The sequence below is a fragment of the Frankia sp. EI5c genome, from assembly GCF_001636565.1.
Taxonomy (GTDB): domain Bacteria; phylum Actinomycetota; class Actinomycetes; order Frankiales; family Frankiaceae; genus Parafrankia.
In genome coordinates this window covers 1-23,121 of sequence record NZ_LRTK01000008.1, presented here as the reverse complement: position 1 = coordinate 23,121, position 23,121 = coordinate 1, and the positions used below count along the sequence as shown (strand labels likewise).

General features: G+C 71.5%; 11 protein-coding genes and 10 pseudogenes. 13 read left to right on the top strand and 8 right to left on the bottom strand.

Translation table 11 applies throughout. From position 1 onward, the window contains the following. Nucleotides 1–6 precede the first annotated feature (6 nt). The 4 genes and pseudogenes from UG55_RS46740 to UG55_RS06520 form a co-directional block, all read right to left on the bottom strand. Nucleotides 7–1,092: pseudogene (locus UG55_RS46740) on the bottom strand (DUF6603 domain-containing protein); the annotation flags it as partial. Nucleotide 1,093: 1 nt separating this feature from the next. Continuing rightward, on the bottom strand, nucleotides 1,094–2,184 hold a 1,091-nt coding region (locus tag UG55_RS46735), incomplete at its 3' end, for a DUF6603 domain-containing protein (RefSeq protein WP_396230826.1). 1,308 nt (nucleotides 2,185–3,492) lie between these two features. After that, nucleotides 3,493–5,997: a S8 family peptidase gene (locus tag UG55_RS06525; protein ID WP_066064294.1), complete on the bottom strand. Its 2,505-nt coding sequence runs from the start codon at nucleotides 5,995–5,997 to the stop codon at nucleotides 3,493–3,495. A gap of 264 nt (nucleotides 5,998–6,261) precedes the next feature. Continuing rightward, a complete protein-coding gene (locus UG55_RS06520; protein ID WP_066064292.1) occupies nucleotides 6,262–7,542 on the bottom strand; it encodes a CdaR family transcriptional regulator in 1,281 nt (426 codons plus the stop codon). 130 nt (nucleotides 7,543–7,672) lie between these two features. Here UG55_RS06520 and UG55_RS06515 point away from each other — a divergent pair, with 130 nt between their 5' ends. The 3 genes and pseudogenes from UG55_RS06515 to UG55_RS33070 form a co-directional block, all read left to right on the top strand. After that, nucleotides 7,673–9,295 (top strand): AMP-binding protein, encoded by a 1,623-nt coding sequence (locus tag UG55_RS06515; RefSeq protein ID WP_066064289.1) that lies wholly within the window; start codon nucleotides 7,673–7,675, stop codon nucleotides 9,293–9,295. 70 nt (nucleotides 9,296–9,365) lie between these two features. Further along, a pseudogene (locus tag UG55_RS46145) lies at nucleotides 9,366–10,229 on the top strand (cytochrome P450); the annotation flags it as partial. A 1-nt stretch (nucleotide 10,230) separates the two neighbouring features. Further along, nucleotides 10,231–10,679: cytochrome P450 (locus tag UG55_RS33070; RefSeq protein ID WP_242423822.1), on the top strand; the 449-nt coding region annotated here is incomplete at its 5' end. Here UG55_RS33070 and UG55_RS06505 read toward each other — a convergent pair. Beyond that, nucleotides 10,673–10,888 (bottom strand): hypothetical protein, encoded by a 216-nt coding sequence (locus tag UG55_RS06505; protein ID WP_066064679.1) that lies wholly within the window; start codon nucleotides 10,886–10,888, stop codon nucleotides 10,673–10,675. The genes UG55_RS33070 and UG55_RS06505 overlap by 7 nt on opposite strands. A gap of 198 nt (nucleotides 10,889–11,086) precedes the next feature. On the opposite strand from UG55_RS06505, the gene UG55_RS06500 reads away from it, so the two are divergent. The 8 genes and pseudogenes from UG55_RS06500 (at nucleotide 11,087) to UG55_RS06480 (ending at nucleotide 18,922) form a co-directional block, all read left to right on the top strand. Then, nucleotides 11,087–11,965, top strand: coding sequence for an LLM class F420-dependent oxidoreductase (locus UG55_RS06500; protein ID WP_083986480.1), 879 nt, complete (start codon nucleotides 11,087–11,089; stop codon nucleotides 11,963–11,965). A 543-nt stretch (nucleotides 11,966–12,508) separates the two neighbouring features. Next, nucleotides 12,509–13,002, top strand: a pseudogene (locus tag UG55_RS33065) (ABC transporter substrate-binding protein); the annotation flags it as partial. A gap of 1 nt (nucleotide 13,003) precedes the next feature. Continuing rightward, nucleotides 13,004–13,591, top strand: a pseudogene (locus UG55_RS33060) (ABC transporter substrate-binding protein); the annotation flags it as partial. Nucleotide 13,592: 1 nt separating this feature from the next. Further along, a pseudogene (locus UG55_RS33055) lies at nucleotides 13,593–13,804 on the top strand (branched-chain amino acid ABC transporter substrate-binding protein); the annotation flags it as partial. Nucleotides 13,805–13,940: 136 nt separating this feature from the next. Then, nucleotides 13,941–15,493: pseudogene (locus UG55_RS33050) on the top strand (ABC transporter permease); the annotation flags it as partial. A 1-nt stretch (nucleotide 15,494) separates the two neighbouring features. Then, nucleotides 15,495–16,994: ATP-binding cassette domain-containing protein (locus tag UG55_RS33045; protein WP_242423821.1), on the top strand; the 1,500-nt coding region annotated here is incomplete at its 5' end. Next, complete coding sequence (locus UG55_RS06485; RefSeq protein WP_066064275.1) at nucleotides 16,991–17,743, top strand: ABC transporter ATP-binding protein; 753 nt, start codon at nucleotides 16,991–16,993, stop codon at nucleotides 17,741–17,743. The genes UG55_RS33045 and UG55_RS06485, both read left to right, overlap by 4 nt. A gap of 366 nt (nucleotides 17,744–18,109) precedes the next feature. Further along, nucleotides 18,110–18,922 (top strand): hypothetical protein, encoded by an 813-nt coding sequence (locus UG55_RS06480; RefSeq protein WP_066064272.1) that lies wholly within the window; start codon nucleotides 18,110–18,112, stop codon nucleotides 18,920–18,922. 663 nt (nucleotides 18,923–19,585) lie between these two features. Here UG55_RS06480 and UG55_RS06475 read toward each other — a convergent pair. Together UG55_RS06475 and UG55_RS33040 are read right to left on the bottom strand one after the other, a co-directional pair. Further along, a pseudogene (locus UG55_RS06475) lies at nucleotides 19,586–19,894 on the bottom strand (ester cyclase); the annotation flags it as partial. A gap of 1 nt (nucleotide 19,895) precedes the next feature. Next, nucleotides 19,896–19,972, bottom strand: a pseudogene (locus UG55_RS33040) (limonene-1,2-epoxide hydrolase); the annotation flags it as partial. Nucleotides 19,973–20,479: 507 nt separating this feature from the next. On the opposite strand from UG55_RS33040, the pseudogene UG55_RS33035 reads away from it, so the two are divergent. Further along, nucleotides 20,480–20,932 (top strand): annotated as a pseudogene (locus UG55_RS33035) (hypothetical protein); the annotation flags it as partial. Between the two features lie 294 nt (nucleotides 20,933–21,226). Further along, nucleotides 21,227–22,597, top strand: coding sequence for an alpha/beta fold hydrolase (locus tag UG55_RS06465; RefSeq protein ID WP_066064263.1), 1,371 nt, complete (start codon nucleotides 21,227–21,229; stop codon nucleotides 22,595–22,597). 101 nt (nucleotides 22,598–22,698) lie between these two features. Here UG55_RS06465 and UG55_RS29070 read toward each other — a convergent pair. Next, nucleotides 22,699–23,121 (bottom strand): annotated as a pseudogene (locus tag UG55_RS29070) (hypothetical protein); the annotation flags it as partial.

Genomic DNA, 23,121 nt, shown 5'->3' with positions numbered 1-23,121 from the left:
GCTCGGCTAGAACGCCGCGGCGGTGATCAGGTCGGGTGCGGCGACCGCTGTGCCGGCGGCGGCCACCCTGGCCAGCTGGTGCGCCTGCGCCTGGGAGACCCCGGCGGCGACCACCCCGGCACCCGCGCGACCGTGCACGTTCCACGTCTCGTCCCGGATCCGTAGCGTCGGGGTCACCGGTTCCCGCTCGACCGCGCCGGCCCGCCCGGCGACGCCCCGCTGCAGCCAGTCGGGCAGCGCGGCCGCGGGCAGCTCCGGCGGCGGGGCGGGCGCCGGCGCGGCCGGCACGCGGATCTGCCGGACGGTGACCGTGAGCTGCGCGGACGGGCCGTTCACCGTGCCGGGCGAGGCGAGCCGCACACCACCGTTGAGTCGTTCGAACGCCCGTCGGTTCAGGGCGTCGGCGTCGTCGAGGTCGGCGAACGAGCCGGGCGCGAACCAGTCGGTGTCCCGGCCGGTCACCAGTGCTCCGGTCGCCGCCACCGTCTCCGGCCGGCGCAGTGGCGCGCCCTCGAACCGTTGCAGCAGCAGATCGAGGGGAGCGCGCCGCTGGCTCCAGACGGCCTGCCCGAGCGGCGAGACGACAGGCAGGTCGGCATCCGCGGCCGGCTCGACGGTGACCCGCGGGTCGGCACCGCCCTGCGCGCGGATGTTCACCGGGTCGGACAGCTCGCCGGCGAGCTCGGCCACGGCGGACGCGATCGGCGCGACCGCCGGGGGCGTGGCGGAGCCGAGGGTGAAGGTCTCCTCGAAACAGATGTCGAACCAGAGGATCTCGAAGCAGACCCGGCCCCGGAACACCACCGGCCCCGGCCCGGTCAGTGCCCCCCGCAGCTCCAGCCCACCGAGGTTGTGCTTCTTGTAGCGGACCTTCACCGACGCGGCGATCCCCAGCGCGAAGCGCAGCGGACGGCGTTGGAGCAGCGCGTCGAAGCCGAGGAAACCGCGGATGTTGAACGGTCCGAGGCTGATGACGAGCTCGGCCGCGGCACCGAACTGCAGGGTGTTCGTGGTGATCGCGAGGTAGCCCTCAAGGCGCAGGTAGAGGAAGTCCTCCGGGGTGCCCCGCACCATCGCGATCCGGCTGAGGCCNGGCGGGGGCAGCAGCGGCGCCGGGGAGTAGGCGGGGTGGAAGCCGCCGAGGGTGAACACGAGGTACGGGTCGGCGCCCCACGACATCCGCAGCGCCGCGCCGCCGGACAGCTCGAAGATCTCCAGCAGGTGACTGTCGACGAGGACGGCGTCGAACGCCAGCGTGCGCGCGGCCAGGTCGACGACCCCGAGGATGTCGACCCGGATCTGTAGATACGGCCGGCCGCCGGCCGGGTTCTCGATCGCCGCCCGCGCCGAGCCGAGCAGCACCACCCGGCGCGGCCCGGGTAGTTCCAGGAACACGCCCACGTCGAACCGGACGATCCCGGCCCAGGTCAGCCGCAGCGTAGGCCCGACGACCACGACCCCCGGCGCGGGCGGGAACGCCGCCGAGAGGTCGGCGAACAGCACCGGCGCGTCGCGGACCGGATCCTCCGGGGCCAGGATCCGCCCGGCGGTCCCCGCGGCCAGCCGGGCCCGCAGCACGTCCACGTCGACCCGGCGGTTCAGCGCGAGCAGCCCGCCGACCGATGTGAGTGCCAGACCGAAGCCGAGCTGGATCGGCGGGAACGAGGCGCGCAGCAGCACCAGCAGCGCATAGCCGCTCGCCCCGCCGGGGAGGCGGGTGTCGAGCAGGCCGACCGCCTGCACGCCGACGGTGCCGCCCAGCTTCAGCTCCAGCAGGCCGGCGTAGCGGCCGGCCGGCTCGTCGTAGCGGATGAACCCACCGCCGGTGACCGGCCCCGCGTTGAGCGCGAGACCGAGCCCGGTGGGCGGCAGGAACCGCAGACCGAGGTCGACCGGCCCGAGGTTGCCGGTGTCGCCGCCGTTCCCGGAGCGGACGGCGAGTGTCACCCCGGCACCGAACCCGTCGACGGCGGCGGTGAACGGGCCGAGCGTGATCCCGGCGCCGGCCCGGGCCTCCAGCACCAGGCCGTCGTCGGAGACGCCGAGGCGCAGCGCGAGCCGGTCGACGCGCGCCGGTCCGAGGTCGAGCGCGAGCGGGACGACGACCTCGAGGCCGGCGCCGCCGGACGCGGTCAGCCCCTCGTCAGGGCTCCAGGCGGCGTCGAGGTCGACCTCGATCTCCATCGTGCCCGGCAGTACCGCGGACAGGAACCCGTCGCCGCCGCCGCCGATCGCGAGGATGACCCGGCCCGCGTCGATGCTGGCGCTGACCCGCGGGGTGGCGGCGGCGTGGCCGGCGGCAGCGTCCCAGGTGGCGGCGAAGCCGAAGGTGAGGGCGACCCGGGCCGCCTCCACCCGGGTACCGTCGGCGGAGCCGACGAGCAGCATCCGCCGGGATCCGCCGCTGCCCCCGCTATCGCCACCACCGCCGCCGGGCCCGGTACCTGTCGCGGGTTCGGCGATGAGACCGGCGGACAGGTCGACATCCACGATGCCTGCGCTGCCGCTGCCGCCGGCCGGCGGGGTCAGCTCGACGAGCAGCGGCGGCGTGATCGCGGCGCTGGCATCGGCGGCGAACTCGGCGCTCGCCTCGATCTGGACCCGCCACGGCTCCTTGAGCGGAAAACTCTGGGTGAACCCCTCGCCGGCACCGAACCGGGCGTCGACGACCAGGCCGGGCGGGCTGGTCGTCGGGTCGACCCGCAGCCCGAACAGGTAGATCTCCAGCAGGGCGGGCTGCCCGGCCGGCCGCAGCAGTACCGCGGGCATGCCCAGGTCCCGCTGGAGGCAGCGGGCGAGCGTCTCGAACAGGAGCACCCCGTCGAAGGTCGGCTCGCCCCAGCCGTACACCGCACGCAGGTACGCCGCCGGGTCCCGCAGCAGCACCGGCAGACGTTCCGGGTGCAGCTCCCGGCGCTCATACCCGGGCCGCAGCGCGTCCCCGCCGTCCCCGCCGGCGGCGGGTGGTGGAACGGGGGCGTGTACCACCAGGCCGAGGGCGTCGAGCGCGCCGAGTACGGCCGGGGCGCGCCGCGCCGCGTACTCGACGACGACGTGGTCGAAGATCCGGCGGGGGAGCGCCGCGGCGAACGCCTCGACCTCGGCGCGCTGCTGCGGCGTCAGCCCGCCGAGCGCGGCGGTGGCGGCCGAGACGGCCGCCGCGACCGCGTCGACCGCGGTGAGCGTGTGACCGATCTGGACGAGCAGCTCGGCGCCGGCGGTGGCGATCCCCGCGACGTCCTCGTCCTCGATGGCGGCGGTCAGGTCGACGACGAGCGGGGCGAGTTCGGCGGCCGACGTGGCGGCGGCACCCAGGGCGGTGGCAAGCTCGGCGGCGTCGCTGAGCCCGCTGGGGGCCAGCAGGCCGAGTTCGGCGAAGAACGCGGTGGCCCGGCCCCCGCCGAGCCGGTTCGCCAGCACGCCGAGCGCGACGGCGAGCTCGCGGGCGACCAGTTCGAGGGTTCCGGCCGGGGTGGCCATCTCCCCGCCGTCCTACGCCGCGGGCCGGGCGGCCGCCCGGGCCAGCACGGGGAGGACCGCGGCGAGATCCAGATCGAGGATCTCGGCGCGCCGTCGCCGAACGGTCGCGGCCAGCGGCGGGGAGCCGTACCGGACCAGTGCGTCGAGGAACGCCGCGATCCGCTCGGACAGCGTGGGCGGGAGGGTGGGCAGGATGACGCCGGTCGGCCTGCCGGCGACGTGGTGGGCCAGGTGCGCGACGAGGGCCGGGCCCTGCATCCGGTGCCAGGCCAGCGCGACCCGCAGATTGTGGTTCACCAGCCCGCGCACCTCGCTGAAATGCCGGCTGACGTCGGCGGCCCACAGCTCGCCGGCCGGATGCGCGAGGATCACCGTGTGCAGGGCCGCCAGCAGCGGGGCCGCTTCCTGGGTGTCACGCCGCCAGGCGGCGGCCGGTGCGCCGCCCCTCCGGCCGCCGCCGAACGCGTCGGCCCCGCCCGGCTGTCCCCCGGACCCGTCTCGCTCGGTGTCGCCTGACCCGGCTTCGGCTGCGTCGCGGCCGCTCGGGGCGGCGGTGCCGGCCCCCTCGGCGGCGCGCAGCGGGTTCGGCGGGGTCGGTGGCGGGACCGCGGCGACCGCGGCCGCCGCGTCGATCCTGCCCGCGCCGTAGTCGCCGTTCGGCAGGTCGTCCGGGTCGACGCCCTCCGGGACGCGCGCGGTGGCCATGAGGTGGGTGCGGACCTGCTCCGCGGTCAGCCCGGGATTCTTCTGCAGCATGAGGGCCGCGACCCCGGTGACGTGCGGGGCGGCCATGCTCGTGCCGCTCTTGTTGACGTAGTACCGCCCGCAGCAGTCACAGCACCGCGGGCGGGGGTGCGCCTTCGCGGACTTGATGGCGACGCCTGGAGCGCTGATCTCCGGCTTCGTCCGCCCGTCGCGCGTCGGCCCGCGGCTGGAGGAGTCGGCGACCTTGCCCGTCGAGTCGAAGAACAGGAAGCCGCCCTGGGCGTACGAACCGACGGTGATGACCCGGTAGGCGGTACCGGGAATGCTGATCGTGCTCTGCGGCTCGGCGTCGTCCTCGGTGAACCGCGGGGAACCGGTACCCCGCTCGAGCCAGATGTCGATGGTTGTGGCGACGTCGCCGGTGTTCGTCAGCCGCAGCTTCCATCTACCGGCGGGCAGGGGAGCGTCCAGCCCGGGGGAGAGTTCGATGTGGATCGAGTTGTCGCCGTTTCCGGGGTCGTCGACACGGGAGTCGATGCGCACGTCGGTCTGTTCGTCGGTGGGGAGCGTTTCGTCAACCGTCCATTCCTCGCTTTCGCCGGGGTCGACGTCCGGGCTTTCCGGCGCGACGGCGTCCACCGGTTTCGGCGCGACCACGGCGACGCGCACCGAGTGACCGCCCGGGTACCACATCTCGGCGTACCGGGTTTCCTCGTCCCCGGCCAACACCCGCACCGGGAGCTCCCGGGACTCGTCGGGATCGAGTCTGACCACGGCATGGTGGCGTCTGTTGCCCTCGTTGCCCGCGGACTTGATCACGACGTGGCCGGTGGTGACCATGAGGTCGAGGTCGATCCACTCCTCGACGAGTGAGGTGCCGTCGTGCGGTCCGAGATTGTCGCCGAGGCTCATGTTGATGACGACGGGCCGCCGCGGGCCGCCGGGCTCGTTGAGCACCCGCGGGTGGTTCCAGATGAACTCGAGCGCGTCGACCAGATTGGCGGACTCACCGACCCGGTCGTGTTCCGAGTCGAGGACCACGACGATGATCTCGGCCTCGGGGGCGACGCCGACGAACGTGAACGCGCCCGAGCAGCGGTCGGCCTGCGAGCCGTCACCGGCGGCGATGCCCGCCACATGGGTGCCATGGCCGCCGTCGTCCTCCGCGTCGTCCCTGGTCCGGACGAGGACGACGGGGGCGGGGTCCTCCTCGTCATCGTCGTGCTCTGCCGGTTCCTCCGGCTGGTGGGTGAGGGCGAGGTTGATCCGGTCGGCGGTGTACTCGACGCCCAGGTTGGGGAAGGCGAACGGAGGGCGCTCGCCGGCCTCGGCCTCGAGGGTCTGGTCCCAGATGCCGACGATGCGGCTGGTGCCGTCCGGCCGGCGGAAGGTTCCGTGCCGCCAGTCGATACCGAAGTCGATCACGCCGATGACGACTCCGGCGCCCCGGTAGGGCATCGGCGCGTTGTGGAGCTGGCTGGCCCGGATCTCGCGGACGCTGCGGTCCAGCTCGGCGCGCGGCGCGCGGGAGCCCTCGACCTTGACGACGTGGTCGATCCCGTCCAGCTCGGTGACCCGATCCACCGGGATCGATCCGCTGGCGATGGTCCAGCCCTCGCTCGGATGGCTCCGTTGGCTGCGCGGCTGGAACCCCGCCGAGCGCAGGTCGTCCACGTCCCCGGTGAACTTGACCATGATCTGCACGACCGCGGCCGCCGGTTCGGCGGAGGCGGTGAAAGCCGGCCGGGCTCGCCGCTGGTGCTTCTGACGGCGTGCGACGATCCCGAGCAGTGCGGGGTCGAGCTTGCTCATGGGATACCGCCCTTCGGTGGACGTACCGCCAGCCATGTATTCCAAAGCGCAATGAGTTGCACATGAATCTTGCTTGCCGACTATCACGTGACGGCCGCCTGACCTGCCACGCGGCGCGGCGATCACGGCACGCTAGCATTCCGGAAACCCTGGTCGCAGTCGTTTCCCGAGACTCGCCGATTTGTCCGACACTCCCTTATTCCGCTTTTCCTGGCACCCTGGAATGTGTCGGCCCGGATGGGCGTCCGGGTGCCTGCGGCCAGTTCAGGCGGGAGAAGAACCGGCCAGGCGGACGATCAGGGAGGCCGCGAGCAGGTGCAGTCCGTGGCTGGTCGTCGGGTCGACGCCGGTCAGCTCGGCGATCCGGCGCAGGCGATAGTCGAGGGTGTTCGGGTGGATGTGCAGCGCCGCGTCCTGGCGGCGGAAATCCAGTGCCAGGTAGATCCGCAGTGTGCGGTGGAGGTCGGGTCGGTTGTCGAGGCCGTCGAGCAGGCGCGCGAGCGCGGGTAACGCGCTGCTGGGCCGGGTGAGCTGGTATTCCAGCAGCAGGTCGGGGAGGCGGAACAGCCCGGGCCCGCGGCCGAGTGCCCGGGCCAGCCGCAGCAGTTCCGCGGCCTGCTCATGCGCCCCGGGTAACCGCGGCCGGGTGTCCGCGACCGCGGCCGCCACGTCCACCGGGCCGCCGAGCGCCGCCGTCAACGCCTCGACCAGGGGCGGCATCCGGTCCATCACGGCGGCGGTGTCGCCATCAGCGAGCGGGAACAGCGCCGTCGCACCCCGGCCGTCGTCGTCGACGACGGCCGGCACGGCCACCTCGGAGCAGCTGCCGAACGCCTCGTGAAGCCGCCGGGCGAACCGGTCCGCCTTGCCGGAGGCCCCGGCGCCGGAGGCGATGCCACCGGAGGCGATGCCACCGGAGGCGATGCCACCGGAGTCCGTGGTGCCGGAGTCCGTGGTGCCGGGCTCGCGGCGGCGGATCACGGCCACGACGTAGCCGGGGCTGAGCACCACTCCCGCGCGGTCGGCGAGGCTTCTCGCGGGCTCGCCGGCGAGCAGCGCCGCCGCGAGCTCCCGCAGCAGCGCGCGCTGGGCGAGGTGCTCGGCGTTCGCCGTGGCCAGCGTGCCCACCCCGGGGATGAGCATCGGCAGGAAGCGCTGCAGGAACACGGCGGCGGCGATCACGTCGTCCTCCTCGCCGGGGCCGGCCAGCCGGGCGACCTCCTCGAGGGTGATCCGCGCGGCGATGTGGTGCGCCCGCAGCATCGCCTCGGACGCCACCCCCTCCGCCGCGGACAGCGCCACCGAGGGTTGCAGCGGCGCGAGCTCGGCGGGAGTCGGCAGCCGGCCCGCGCGCAGGCAGCGGGCGAACAGCTCCACCCCGGCGAACGCCAGCCCGGAGAGCTCGCCGTGCCCGAGCTCCGGCACGATCCGCGCGGGTGGCAGTTCCGCGAGCACGGCGGATACCGTCCGGCCGGCGATCACGCCGAGCGAGCGGTCCAACCGGTCGCAGATCGAACGCGGCGGCCCCGCCTCGGCCGGCGCCATGGACCGGCCTCAGCCACCGCTCTTGTGAGATTTCACAGGGAACCTATACGCCGTTTCGGATCAGCGTGCACTGCGATCCAGGTCACATCTGCCAAGACTCGGGGTTGCGCACCGACCCGAGGAGCGGCCCGTGTACATCGGCTCGATCGCCCGTGAGACACCAGACAAGATCGCCTACCTGGTCCTCGATGGATCCGGGCAAGTGCGGGAGTCGGTCACCTACCGGCAGCTGGACGAACGTTCCAACCGGCTCGCCCAGCTCTGGTGGAACCGCGGTCTGCGCCCCGGCGACGTGGTGGCCGTGTGCATGGAGAACAACGCCCGCTACCTTGAGGTGATCTGGGCGGCGCAGCGTTCCGGCCTGTTGTACACCACGGCCAACTACCGGCTGACCCCTGACGAGCTGGCCTACCTGGTGAACGACAGCGGTGCCGCGGCGCTCGTGGTCTCGGCCGCCACCGCGCCGTCGGCGCGCGCGCTGCTCGAGCGCTCGCCGTCGGTACGCATCCGGCTGGCGGTCGGAGCCGACCTGCCCGGCCACGAGCGTTACGAGGACGTCGTCGCCGGAGCCCCCGCGCACCCGCTCGAGCACGAGTCGGAGGGCTCGGACCTGCTCTACAGCTCGGGGACGACGGGGCGTCCGAAGGGCATCCGCTCATCGCTCGCCGTGCCGCGGCCGATCGGTGACGGCGGGCCGCTGCCCGGGCTCCTGCAACTGCTCTACGGGTTCGGTCCGGACACGGTCTACCTGTCGCCCGCACCGCTCTACCACGCGGCCCCGCTGCGCTACTGCGTCACCGCGACCCGGCTCGGAGCCACCGTGGTCGTGCTGGAGCGCTTCGAGCCCGCGCTCTTCCTCGGCGCGGTGAGCGAGTATCGGGCGACGCACACCCAGGCGGTGCCGACGATGTTCGTGCGGCTACTGAAGATGCCCGCGGCGCAGCGCCTCTCCTACGACACCTCCAGCCTGCGGTGCGTGATCCACGCGGCCGCCCCGTGCCCGCTGCACGTCAAACGGGCCGTCCTCGACTGGCTCGGCCCGATCGTTCACGAGTACTACGCCGGTTCCGAGGGCAACTGCTATGTCGCCTGCTCACCGCAGGAGTGGCTGACGCACCCCGGCTCGGTCGGCCGGGCGCTGCTCGGCGTCCCGCACATCGCCGGCGACGACGGCACCGAGCTCGGCCCGGGCCAGATCGGGACGGTCTGGTTCTCGGGGGGCCCCGACTTCACCTACCACAATGATCCGGAGAAGACGGCCGAGTCGCACGACGCCCGCGGCTGGTCGACCCTCGGCGACATCGGCTACCTGGATGACGAGGGATTCCTCTATCTCACCGACCGCAGGTCGTACACGATCATCACCGGCGGGGTGAACGTCTATCCGCAGGAGATCGAGGATCTGCTCATCGGCCATCCGGACGTCCTCGACGCCGCCGTGTTCGGCGTTCCCGATCCGGATCTCGGCCAGCGGGTGCAGGCCGTCGTGCAGCCCGTGCCCGCGGTCGCCGAAGCCGTCACCGAGACCGGAGCCGTCACCCAGACCGGAGCCGTCATGGGTGAGGACGGCCGGACCACGCGGACCCCGGGCGCGGCGCGGGCCGAGCTGGTGGCCGAGCTGATGCGCTACTGCCGAGAGCGTCTCGTCGGCCCGAAACGGCCGAAGGACATCGACATCGTCGCCGAGCTGCCCCGCCACCCCACCGGCAAGCTCTACAAGCGCCTGCTCGTCGACCAGTACAGCGACCACTGACCGGCCCCGGCCCGACGATCTCACCCGGTCCGGGACGACGTCTCGTCCGACACGGAAGGAACGCACCGCGATGGCAGTCGCCGCCGGCTCCACACCGATTCGCACGGTCGACGAGGTCGACCTGTCCGACCCGTCCTTCTGGGTCCGGCCGCGGGCCGAGATCGACGCGGGGTTCGCCCTGCTGCGGGCGGAGCGCCCGCTGCCCTTCTACGCGGAACCGGTCTTCGCCGGCGGCGCGATTCCCTCGGGGCCCGGCTACTACGCCGTCACCCGGCACGCCGACATCGCGCGGATCAGCGCCGAACCGGAGGTCTTCTCGTCGGCGCGGGGCGCCACGAGCATTCCCGACCTGCCCGCGGAGTTCCTGGAGTTCTTCGGAGGGATGATCAATCTCGACGCGCCCCGGCACCACCGGCTGCGCCGCATCGTCTCCCGGGCGTTCACCCCGCGCATCATCGCGCGGACCGAGGCCGACATCGCCGCGCTCGCCCGCACCGTCGTCGACGACCTGATCGAGACGGGGCCCGGTGACTTCGTCGAGCGGGTCGCCGGCCGGTTCCCGCTGGAGGTCATCTGCCGGATGATGGGCCTGCCGCGGGAGCGTTACGCCGACACCTTCCGCTGCACGAACGTCATCCTCGGCTCCACCGACGCGGACTACGTCCCGCCGGGCAGCGACGTCGTGGCCGCCCTGCTCGGCGCGGGCGCGGAGCTCGCCGAGCTGATGCGGGAGACGGCGGCGGCGCGGCGGGTGAACCCGACGGACGACCTGACCACCGCGCTCGCCCTCGCCGAGGTCGACGGGGAACGGCTCGACAACGGGGAGATCGCCTCGTTCTTCATCCTGCTGCTGGTCGCGGGCAACGAGACAACCCGCACCGCGATCAGCCACGCGTTGCTCGCGCTGACCGCGTTCCCCGACCAGCGGGCGATCNGGCAGCGGGACGTCGCCGGGACGAGCGGGTCGGCGGTCGAGGAGATCGTGCGCTGGGCGAGCCCGGTGCGCTGGATGCGCCGCACCGTCACCCGCGAGGTGGAGGTCGCCGGCCAGCGACTGGTGGCCGGTGACAAGGTGCTGCTGTTCTACTCGTCGGCGAACCGCGACGAGTCCGTGTTCACCGACCCGGGCCGCTTCGACGTCCGCCGCGACCCCAACCCACACCAGGGGTTCGGTGGCCACGGCCCGCACTTCTGCCTCGGCGCCCACCTGGCCCGCCGCGAGATCTCGGTGATCTGGCGCGAGCTGCTCACCCGCACCCCCGATATCCACGCCGTCGGTGAGCCCGAATGGCTGGCCAGCAGCTTCGTCAACGGTGTCAAACGCCTGGACTGCGACTTCACCTCAGACGGGCGGTCTCACCGACCCGGCCGGGTCAGTCACTGACCCGGCCGGGTCGGTGACACCGCCGACGTCTGCGGGCCGGTCTGCGGCGCCTGCCAACGCGAGTCGGCCGGTGCCCGCCCGGCCGCGGGCATCAGATCCGCGGCCCTGCCCGCGATGGCCTCCACCAGCCGGAGCGCCTGCTGGACGGACAGATTCAGAACGATCTCGGTGCCGGCATCCGCCTGCAACCGCACCGATACGTCCGCCATCGTCATACGCCCTTCGTCGCTGAAGCTGATCGCCCCCTGTGCTGAGGCGCTCCAGGCGACGCTACGGGGGAGACCGCCGCGGCGTGGGCAAAGGTGGCAAGCAGCACTGCGCTGGCCGGTATTCGCCGTCCTGGAGATGCCTCTAAGTAAGTATGTACTCATTTATTCTGGGGTGGATGCGCAGTAAGTTGCAGCCTCATGACAATGTTCGGGCTGCTGACTCCCGTCCTGTCCCTCGTGCCGGGCTCGCACGCGGAGTGGGAGCGCGACGGCGGGATCGACGACGTGCGCAGGATCGCCGAGGCGGCCGACGGCCTCGGCTACGACTACCTGACCTGCAGCGAGCACGTCGCCATCCCGACCAGGGGGGCGGGCCTGCCCGGGCCCTGCTACTGGGACCCCCTCGCGACATTCGGCTATCTGGCCGCCCACACGACCCGCATCCGGTTCACGACGTCGGTGCTGGTGCTCGGGTACCACCACCCGCTCGACATCGCGAAGCGGTACGGAACCCTGGACCGCATCTGCGGCGGGCGGCTCAATCTCGGCCTCGGCGTCGGCTACCTGGAGCCCGAGTTCCGCCTGCTGGGCGTGCCGTTCGAGGGCCGCGGGGCCCGGGCCGACGATGCCATCCGGGCGCTGCGCGCCTCCTTCGGTCGACCCGAGCCGTCCTACGACGGCCCCCATTACCGGTTCGACGAGGTGATCGTCGAACCTTGCGGTGCGCAGACCGACATCCCGATGTGGATCGGCGGACGCACGCCGCGCTCGCTGCGCCGCGCCGTGGCGTTGGGTGACGGCTGGTACCCCTTCGCCGTCTCACCCGGGACCGCGGCGGAGTGGCTGGCCGCGGCGGCCAGGACGGATGAATGGCAGCGGCGCCGGCGGCCGCTCGACGTCATCCTCGGCCCGGCGCGCCCGATCGACCCCCTGGGTGAACCGGACGAAGCGCGCCTGGTCGTGCGCGCGTTGCTCGACGCCGGCGCCACCGGCGTCTCCCTGCGGTTCGTCCACCGTTCGCTGGCGCACTACCTGGAACAGCTCGAAGCGATGCGGAGCGTCATAGTCACCCTCTGAGACCCGACGCCGAGGACCGGCAGGTCGGCGACCCGGTCACACCGAGTGGCAAGAGGGTGTCGAAGTGTGCGCGAGCGCCAAGGGGTTGTGCGTACGCAAAAAAGCCGCGTGGACAGAAAAATAAAGTACTCCTGAATCGGGAGGGCCCGGCTTGCGTACGCCCTGAATCCGTTTGAAATCAAGGAGTTCCGGTCTCGGTGAAGTCCCGATGCACACCCGGCGGCCCGGGTGGGCGCCCCCGGTCGGGACCTCGGCTCCGTGGGGTGCGGGGGTGCGGCCGGACCGTTGGAGCGGTGCTGACGGGATGGGGTCGCGGGGCCCGAGCCGCCTGCGAAGGCACCCGTGGCGAGTGCCGGTACCAGGGGTTTTGTCGACGCCGGCGTAGACGTTGACGCTCACGTCGAAAGTTGGGAGCATGTGCCCACCCTCACACTGGACAATGGGCGGTCAATCAAGTGCAGCCTTGTGCGACCCGCCGTCCCGGCAGGGATGTTTTACGGTGCCTGACGGCGCCGCGGTAGTGACGACTTCGAGGAGAGATATATGCAGCACACGGTGATCTCACGTGATCAGCCGACGCCGAGGCGGGCGGCGCGGCGATTAGTGAGGGCGTCCCTAGCTGCCCCCCTGGCGTTGTTCCTCTTCGTCACCGCGTGTAGTTCGGACGACGAGACCCCGCCCTCCCCGGCGGACGCCACCGCGGCCGCCAACGCGCTCGGGCCGATCAAGAAGGCCACCGGCGAGCCCGTCAAGATCGGAATCATCTCGGACGGCAAGTCCGCCGGCATCGACAACTCGGTGCAGTTCGCGGTCGCGGACGCCACCGTCAAGTACCTGAACGAGCACCGCGGAGGCATCGGCGGCCGGCCGGTCGAAGTGGTGACCTGCGAGACGCAGGCGGACCCGGCGAAGGGCACCGACTGCGGTAACCAGATGATCGAGAAGAACGTCGTCGCGGTCGCGGTCGGCGAGTCCGCCGTCGCCGAGGGTGTCTGGCAGCCGCTGGCTGACGCGGACATTCCGACGATGTTCTTCGGNGCGGGCAGCCCGGCGATCCTGGCCGATCCCACGAGCTTCACCGTGGGCGACCCGAACTTCGCCGTGCTGAACCTCCCCATCAGCCTGGCGAAGGACGAGGGCATCAAGAAGGTGACCACGGTGGTCATCGACGTGCCGGCCGCGCTGCACAGCGCGGAGGAGGTCGCGCCCGGTCTCATGGAGAAGGCTGGCCTCGACTACCAGCTGATCCGCATCGCTCCGGGCACGGCCGACATGACGCCGCAGATGCAGAGCGTCGTGAGTAACGACTCCGGGCTGGTGTTCATCATCGGCAACGACTCCTTCTGCATCAGCGCGATCAACGGCCTGCGCTCCGTCGGCTATGACGGCAAGGTCAGCGCCATCTCGCAGTGCATCACCGACGCCACCCGCAAGGCGGTGCCGGGCGACGCGCTGGAGGGCATGACCATCGCGGCCTCCGTCCCCGTCGGTGGGGACGACCCGTCCAGCCTGCTCTACAACTCGGTCGTCGAGACCTACGGGAAGGGCATCGAGCGCGACTCGTCGGCGGGCCGGGGCATGTTCGTCACGTTCGCCGGTCTCGCGGCGTCGCTCGAGGACATCTCCNGGGAGATCACCCCGGCGACGGTCAACGCGGCGATCAAGGCGGCGCCGGAGAAGGAACTGCCGGGTGCCGGTGGGCTCAAGTTCCGGTGCAACGGCAAGGCATACCCGGAGACAGTGGCCGTCTGCGTGCGGGGTGGGCTGACCACCACGCTCGACGGCAAGGGTCAGCCGACAGCGTTCAAGGTGCTCGGGAGCTCCTCGATCGGGGACTGACGCTCCAGAAACGAAACGGCCGCCGAGGAGATCCCTCGGCGGCCGCTTCGCCCCTTCCGGCGCGCCCGCCACGCCGGAGAGGCCGAAGCAGCCCGATGGCTCGCAGTACTGATCCGGAAGATGCCGGGAGATCGTGATGGAACATATAGGTTCGCTGCTTCTCGGCCTGGGAAACGGCGGGGTTTTCGCGGCGTTGGGCCTGGCCCTCGTCCTCACCTATCGAAGCTCGGGAGTCATCAACTTCGCGACCGGAGCGGTCGCGCTCTACGTCGCCTACTCCTACGCCTTCTTACGTGACGGCCGGCTACTCGTCCTGATCCCCGGCCTGCCCGCGTCGGTCGATATCGGCGGAACCTGGCCGCTGGCCCCGGCCATCGTGGTCTCCCTGCTGTTCGGGGCGCTGCTGGGCGCGCTGTTGTACCTGGCAGTCTTCCGACCGCTGCGTGAGGCACCCCCGCTCGCGCGGGCGGTGGCCTCGCTCGGCGTCCTAGTGATCATCCAGTCGGTGATGGCGATCCGGCTCGGTACCTCTCCCGTGAGCGTCCGGGCGATCTTCCCGGCGGAACGGTGGGAGTTCAACGGCGCGAAGGTCCTGTCCGACCGCTTCTACCTGGTCGTCGCCGTGGTGGCGCTGACCCTGGTGCTGACCGCGGTCTACCGTTTCACCCGCTTCGGCCTGCTGACCAGGGCGGTTGCGGAGTCCCAGACCGGCGCCTACGTCAGCGGTGTGTCCCCGGACCGGATCGCTCTGTTCAACTGGATGATCAGCGGCGTGACCGCCGGTTCCGCCGGCATCCTCATCGCCCCGCTGACCCCGCTCTCCCCGACCACCTACACGCTGTTCGTCGTGCCGGCGCTGGCCGCCGCGGTGGTCGGCGGCTTCAAGAACCTCATCCCGACAGTCGCGGCCGGTATCGCGATCGGCATGCTCCAGGCCGAGGCCCAGTCGCTGGCCACCGACGGCGCCTCCTGGCTGCCGCGGACCGGCTCGCAGGAGCTCATTCCGCTGATCGTCATCCTGGTTGCCCTGCTGATCACCGGGCGGGGCCTGGCGGTCCGCGGCGGCCTGGTCCGCCAGCCACTGGGCCGGGCACCCCGGCCGCGCTCGCTGACGCTGCCCACGCTTCTCGGCACCACCGTCGGTGTGGTCGGTCTGCTGGTCACCAGCGGGACCTGGCGAAGCGCGGTCATCGGCACCTTCATCGCCGCGATCATCGGTCTGTCGCTCGTGGTCGTCACCGGCTACGCCGGCCAGGTGTCCCTGGCCCAGCTCGCCCTCGCCGGCAGCGCCGCGTTCACGCTGAGCGGCCTGACCCAGAGCTGGCACGTGCCGTTCCCCATCGCGCCGCTGCTCGCCGCCCTCGTGGCCACCGTGCTCGGCGTGGTGATCGGGCTACCCGCCCTACGGGTGAAAGGCCTGACCCTGGGCATCGTCACCCTCGCGTTGGCCTACACGATCGAAGCCGTGTGGTTCCGGAACACGCAGATCGTCAGCAGCCGCGGCGCCAAGGTGACCCAGCCGGAACTGTTCGGCCTCGACCTCAGCATCGGCACCGGCCACGCCTTCCCGCGGATCCCCTTCGGTCTGCTGTGCCTGGCCGTCCTGGTGGCCGTGGCCATCGGGGTCGCCAAACTGCGGACGAGCTCGCTCGGTTCGGCCATGCTCGCCGTCCGCGCGAACGAGCAGTCNGCCGCCGGCATCGGGATCAACGTCGTGGCGGTCAAGGTCGCCAGCTTCGCGATCGCGTCGTTCATCGCCGGCCTGGGCGGCAGCCTGCTCGCCTACCGGCGCGGCGTCGTCACCTTCGACTCGTTCACCGCGCTCGGCGGGCTCGCGCTGCTCTCCACCGCCTACCTCGCCGGCGTGACGTCCGTCTACGGCGGCATCCTCGCCGGCGTGATGGCCTCCTCCGGCATCACGTTCATCATGATGGACCGCTGGATCGATCTCGGTGACTGGTTCCCCGTCATCACCGGTGTCCTGCTGCTCGTCGCTCTCATCGGACACCCGGAAGGCCTCGCCAGCGGCGGCCACGCCTTCGCCGACCGGCTGGACCGAATACGCCACCGACGCTTCGGCCGGCGCCCGGCGCAGGCCGAGACACCGGCCTCGGCCGAGCTGACCAAGCCCGTCCAGGCAGGCACCGCACCCGCGAGCGCGGACGAGGCCCCCACGCCCACCGATGCGGACGGGGCGAAGATCCCGGCGCAGGCGGGACCGGCGGGCACAGTACTCGCGGTCGACGGACTCACCGTCCGTTACGGCGGTGTCACGGCGGTCTCCGAGGTCACGCTCCGGGTCAGCGCCGGCCAGATCGTCGGCCTCATCGGGCCGAACGGCGCGGGCAAGACGAGCGTGATCGACGCGACGACCGGCTTCACCCGGGCCTCGGGCACCGTCAGGCTCGGTGATGACGCCGTCGAGGGCCTGCCGACACACGCCCGGGTACGCCGCGGCCTGGCCCGCACGTTCCAGTCCCTGGAGCTCTACGACGACCTCACGGTCGAGGAGAACGTCCGCGCGGCGCTGTTCGGCGCGAGCGGCGACGAGCGGCACCGCGCGCTCGCCGCGGCGCTCGATCTGGTCGGCCTCGCCGACCGGGCCGACCGGCACGCCGGTGAGCTGAGCCAGGGCGAACGGCAGCTGGTGTCCATCGCCCGGGCCTGCGCCACCAAGCCGAAGGCACTGCTCCTCGACGAGCCCGCCGCCGGCCTGGACACCACCGAGAGCGTCTGGCTCGGTGAGCGCATCCGCTCCATCAGCGCCACCGGAGTGGGCGTGATCCTCGTCGACCACGACGTCTCCCTCGTGCTGTCCGTCTGCGACTACATCTACGTCCTCGACTTCGGCAAGGTCATCGCAGAGGGAGACCCGGCCGCGATCCGCGCGAACCGGGCCGTGGCCGACGCCTACCTCGGCTCCGTGCACGACGCTCTCAGCGACGCCGAGGAGGAGACGGACCCGGCGGAGGTGACGGACACGCCGGCCGCGGCGCCGGTGGACGTGGCGCCGGTGGACGCGGCGCCGGTGGACGCGGCGCCTGCGCTCGCGAAGCCTGCGGATGCGGAGTCGGCGGCGTCGGCGGTTGCGGAGACCGCCGAGCCGCTGGCCACCTCCTCGGCGGCAGCCGCGTCGTCCACGACTGCCACCTCCTCAGCAGCGACAACCTCCACGGCGGTGACCAAGTGACGACTCGACTGGAATGCACCGACCTCAGCGGTGGCAGAGGCAGCGCGACCGCCTTCCGGAACGTCGACCTCACGGTCGAGGCGGGATCCGTGCTCGCCCTGCTCGGGCCGAACGGAGCCGGCAAGACCACGCTGCTGCTGACTCTTTCCGGCCTGCTGGCACCTCAGGGCGGCACCATCGCCGTCGACGGCGCCCGGCTGCGAGGCGGCCGGCCCGCGGCGGCGAACGCCGCCGGCATCGTTCTCGTCCCCGACAACCGCGCGCTGTTCACGACACTCACCGTCGAAGAGAACATCCGCGTGGCGTCCCGGCGCAACGGCCCGAAGCCGAAGAGCCTGCTCGAGACCTTCCCGGCGCTCGAGAAGCGGTGGACCCTGCCCGCGGGGGCGCTCTCCGGCGGCGAGCAGCAGATGCTGGTCATGGCGCGAGCCCTGATCCAGCAGCCGCGGGTCCTGCTGATCGACGAGCTCAGCATGGGACTGGCACCCTTGATCGTCGAGGACCTGTTCAACACCGTCAGCGCGATCGCCGCCGACCATCAGTGCGCGGTCATCCTGGTCGAGCAGCACGTCAACCTGGCCCTCGAGGTCGCCGACGCCGCGGCTGTCCTCAACCGCGGCCGCATCGTGCTGCGAGGCGATGCCAAGGAGCTGGCCGCCAGCCCCGAGCGCCTGGAAAGCGCCTACCTCGGCACGGCCGAGGCCGAGGTTGCGGCCGCGGCCGCGACCTCGGGAAGCGCTGCTTCCTGAGGTAGGCGCCGCTTCCTGAGCGGAAGGCAACCGCGGGTTGCCCGGTTTCTGACCCCCGTCAGGAACCGGGCAACCCGCGTGGCGTTTCCGGCACCAGCACAGTCGTCGTGAGCGGGTCGGCGGCGGTCCCGCGGGCCCTCGGTCCGGGCGTTCCCGGTACGGTCGGGCGGTGTTTCGCATGCGGCAGGCCGTCATCGACGAGTTCGCCAGCTGGGCCTCCGCGGAGGGCATGGTTCCGGGTGGGGATGCCGGGCGGAAATGGCGCGGGCGGATCGCGATCCTGCTGCAGGCCCGCGCGGAGCACCTGGAATCCCTGATCCGACCCGCTGGCGCAGCGGTGACGTCCACGAACTGCTCATCACGCAGGTGGCGCAACGGCAGGTCGACGCGTGGGAACTCGCCGAGCGTGGCCCGGACACCGTTCGCGACTACCTGCGTTTCCTCGACGCCACCGACCGACTTCATCCCGCCAGCCTGCGTAAGGGCGATCGGCCAGCCGTGATCGCCGCACTCGGCCTACCCGCGCCGTCCGGTCCATCGGGCCCGTCCGGGCTTCGGGGTGACGATGCGGTCCTTGACCGCCTGTGGAGGCTGGCGATCGAGCTGGACGTCATCCAGCTCCGCCGGACCCGCGTCGTCCCCGGCTCCGGGGCGAAGATCATCACCGACGCGTTGGCGGGCACCGGTGAATCCGAACAGGTGCTCGGTCTGTGGACCGACATCGCCGACGCCCTCATCCACCCGTCGGACCCGCGGAACGGGGCGAAGGACACCGCGAACCTGCGTGACTGGCTGCGGCCGTGGGCACCCTGGTTCCTCGGCCTGCTCTACGGGGCCACCGCCGCCGGTGCGCCCGCCGACCTCGACGACCTCACCGACCAGCTGCTCGACGCGCACAACGACCGGCTTCCGCCCGCCCAACCCGACCTGTTCGCCGGACTGGCCGCCGCCGCGGTCCGCACCGCCCTCGCCGACCTCGCCAGCCACGGCGCCGTCACCGTCACCGGAGTCCCCGAGAACATCGACCCCAGGCGGGCCGCCGCCGCCGCCGTTCTCGGTACGGCGCCCTGGGCCGTGGAAGGACCACCGGGGCTGGTTGTCGACCTGACCGATCTCGGCCGCTACCTGGTGCGTGTGCGCCTCCTCGAGGAAGGCGCACACGCCCCCCTCGCCGCCTGATCCACCGTGGTCGCGGCACCTCGGATCAGTAGCGCAGCTCCCAGCGGTTGCCAGCCGGGTCGTCGCAGAAAGAAATCGTCGCTGCCCGGGCTGGGGTGACAGTGGCGTCTGATCGTGGGGGAGATCTCCGCGTCCGGCGGGCCGCCGGACGGCGGACGGCCCGGCCCGGTGTCGGGACGGCTTCCCGCTCACCGACCCGTCCGGACCTCGATCTGCCCGGCGGGCGATCTGGGGGCTGGCCGGACGTGTGCCCCGAGATCGGAGGCCGGGCCCGGACGCCCGGCGGGCACCGGCCCCAGGGCCTCGACCAGTGCCTTCAGGACGCGAACCGGCTCCGGAACACAGGTTGCCCACCCCTCTCGCAGGCCCCGGCGGCTGTGCGGCGTCAGCGCATAAAGAGCTTCTTGTGTCCTTCGCTCCCGCGGGGTTGCGGCCCATCCGTGGCGGTGGCTGTCAAGACTTCTCAGCGAGAGACACGGACAGCCCTGTAGTTCCGGAAGCGCAGCACTCGAACCCGCGTCCGAAACAGTGACCGCCATCGTCAGATCACCCCAAGCACGACCGTGATCACCATAGATCACCGGCGCACCGGTTGCGCGGGCGAACCGGTTGCGCGGGCGATGCGGGCACCTCGGCCCGTGGGAACCCGCGGCGGGCGGGTGGTCACTCGGCGCGGAGCTGGCGCAGCAGGCGGGTCTCGTCGAAGTAGATGCGGTTCTCGGTGATCAGGCAGTCGTCGACCCGGTACACCTCCACGATCCGCAGGGTCACGAGGTTGCCGCTCGCCGTGATAGACCCGCCGCCGGCGACCGGGAACGGGCCGGTGTGCCGGGCCGTCAGCGTGTACTCCTCGACGACCAGCGGACCTTGCTCCACGAGGAGATCCGTGTCGACCCTGACGTCACCGAAGGCGGACAGGAACGCGTCGCTGTGGTTGAGCGCCGCTTCGCGGCCGACGAGGCGCGCCCCGCCNGGCGCTTCCATCACCACGTTCTCGGCGAGCAGTCCGAGCACTGTCTCCCGGTCACCGTCCTCGAAGGCGGCGAGCATCCGCTCGACCGTGTGCAGCGCCTCGCCCATGCCACCATCCAAACCCACGACGCCCCGCCAGATTCACGGTATTGAGGAAGCAGCGACCTGCGAATGCCCCGGAACCTCCGCGCAGCCGGTGGCCGCACCCGGCACGGGCCGGCNGGCGACCGATGGACCGCCTACGGCTCGCTGGCCGGCCGGCGAACGTACCGCTGACAGACTCCGGGTATGGAGTGGTCCTGGGTCGCCGGCTCATATCATGATCAGATCGTTCGGACCGACCGGCAGCCTCTGCTGCTCCTGCTCGTGGGCCTGGTCGGCGGATTCCTGTTCATCCGGACATCCGCCCGTCTCATCCGGGCGAATGTCCGATGGTGGCCGGGAAACGTCTCGGCCGGCGGAGTGCACATACACCATGAGTTCTTCGGCGTTCTCACGATGCTCGCCGCCGGCACGATCAGCTTCGGTACGACCACCATCCACCCATGGCGTGACATCCTCGCGCTGGCCTTCGGGATCGGTGCNGGTCTCGTTCTCGACGAGTTCGCGCTCCTGCTGCACCTGAAGGATGTCTACTGGACCAGCGAGGGGCGGTCCTCCATCGACGCCGTCATCGTCGCCACGGCCCTGACCGGGCTGCTCCTCGTTCGCGCCGTGCCCTTCGGTCTGAACGACATCAGCGCGGACGAACGCTCGACCCGCTGGGCGCTCGTGGGCCTCGTGCTGTTCAACCTCTCGCTCACCGTGCTGACCGCCGTCAAAGGGAAGCCCTGGGTGGCGATGTTCAGCGTCTTCGTGACCGTTCTCGGGATCTGGGGTGCCACCCGGCTCGCCGCGCCGCGCAGCCCGTGGGCGCGGCGCCGTTACGACGGACGGAAGCTGGCGCGGGCCGAGGAACGGGACATGCGCTGGGGACGACGCCGGGAGCGCGCGTTCTCCCTCATCGCGGGAGCCGACAGCCCCGACCCGCCGTCGTAACCGAAACGGCGTCAAGATGCCCTCGGGAAGGCTTCGAAACGACGGTCAACCCGCTCGGCAGCGGCACCCTGCTGCTTGCCGGTCACCGGATTCTCCACGTGCTGAACACCCTTCGCCGGCGAGTCGGCGGCGGTTGGCGCCGGCATTGCCGCGATGAGTGTCCCGATATGCCCGACCGGGTCGTTGTGGTTGCTCGCCGGAAACCCGGCGCTGTAGGTTTCGGCCGCGCGCGTCCGTGTGGGTGGGCCGGCTCGGCGTCGAAGTGCCCTCCCGTCCAGCAGTGGAGGAGAATCGATGTCCAGCGCTCGAAGGCCGTACGTTGCATTATGCGGCGCATTCCTGGCCGCGGTGGTGGCAGGTGCCGCAACGTTCGGGTGTTCGGACTCCTCCGCGCCGCCGACTCCGGTCCCGACCACCACCCCGGCGGAACCGCCGGTCGATCCCTCTCACCTGCCGATCCTGTTCGTGCACGGTGGGGCGGGCTCGGGAGCGCAGTTCGAGACACCGGCGCGCCGGTTCGCCGCGAACGGATATCCCGTCAGCCATATCGACGCGATCGACTGGGATTCGACTCTCACGGTGGAGACAGCCGAGCAGATACATGCCCGGATCGACGCGCGCATCGACGCCCTGCTCAATGCGACCGGCGCGGCGCGAGTGGAGCTCGTCGGGCACTCGATGGGCACTATGATCAGCCAGGACTACCTGACCAGCCGGCCGGAGCGAGCCGCGCGCGTCGCGCACTACGTCAACCTGGACGGGCGCACGGCCCAGGCACCGCCCGGCGGCGTGCCGACACTGGCGGTCTGGGCCGAGGGAGATCCGGCCCGCCGGATCGTCGGCGCCACCAACGTCCAGTTCGCGGATCTCGGGCACACCGAGTCGGTGACCTCGCCGCGCACTTTCGAGGCCGAGTTCGAGTTCTTCACCGGCCGGAAGCCGGCCACCACCGAGATTCGGCCGACCGCCGACGGCAAGGTCGAGCTGTCGGGCCGGGCGGTGCTCTTCCCAACCAACGTCGGGGTGAGCGAGGGACGGCTGGAGGTCTACGAGGTCGAGAGCACGACCGGGAAGCGCCGGCCCGGAAGTCCGGTGGTCACCACCGCACTCGCCGACGATGGCGCCTTCGGACCGATCGCCGGCCGCGCCGGCGCTTCCTACGAGTTCGCCATCCTGCGCCCGGGCGGGGCCACCCACCACTTCTACTACCAGCCGTTCCGACGCAGCGACAGGCTGATCCGACTGCTCACCAGCCGCCCCGGCGAAGGCCTCGGCACGCGGATGGAGACGTCACCGGCCCACACAAACATCACCATCAGCCGATACCGAGAGTGGTGGGGCGACCAGGGAGCCGACAGCGACCAGCTGCTCGTCGACGGGACGAACCTGCTGAACGCGGCGAACACACCCCGGGAGAAGCGGCCCATCGGCATCTTTCTCACCGACGTCGGAACGGACCGCGGGACAGATCTCACCGCGCCGATACCGGCCTTCTTCTCGGTGGTCTTCATGACCGGTATGGACGTCTTCCTTCCCGCCGACGACACGGCGATCACCCTGGAATCCGTGCAACGCGGCACCAACGGCCACCGGGACGTCATCGCCGTGCCGGCATTCCCGTCATCAGAGCACCGGATCTCGATCCTCTTCAACGACTACACCTGAGCGCCGACGTCCCCACAGGCCCGAGGTGCACCGTCCGTTTCGCCCGGGCCCCGATCTTTTCGCGCGGGCCATATCGCCCGATGTAGCGACCCGCCGGGTCCCTACAGCAGGATCTGGGCCCGGCGTGTCGGGCCGAGGATGCCGACCTTGAAACGGTCCCCCGGTCGCAGCGTCGGGCCGGGAGCTGCGGCGACCCACGGCAATACGCCCGCGGTCGAGCAACGGGGAGCGCAGGTGACCGTGTACGCGACACCCGCAACGATGATGATCGATGCGACCCTGCGGTCATCCTGATCACCAATGCGGATTGGCAGTGGGATCGGGCCGAGGATGAGTACCGGAAGAACCACTGTCCGAGCTGGTGGTCTGCCGCCCCCCGTGAAGATGGCTCGGGCTTCGGCTGTCGAGGTCACGGGTGGTCCGGTGGGTGGTGTTCCGGTGGCGGTGGCGGTGTTGGTGATGCCGCGGGCTGTGACGTCTGCTTGGGTGGTGGTGTATTGGGCGGTGCAGTTCATCGTGCCGCC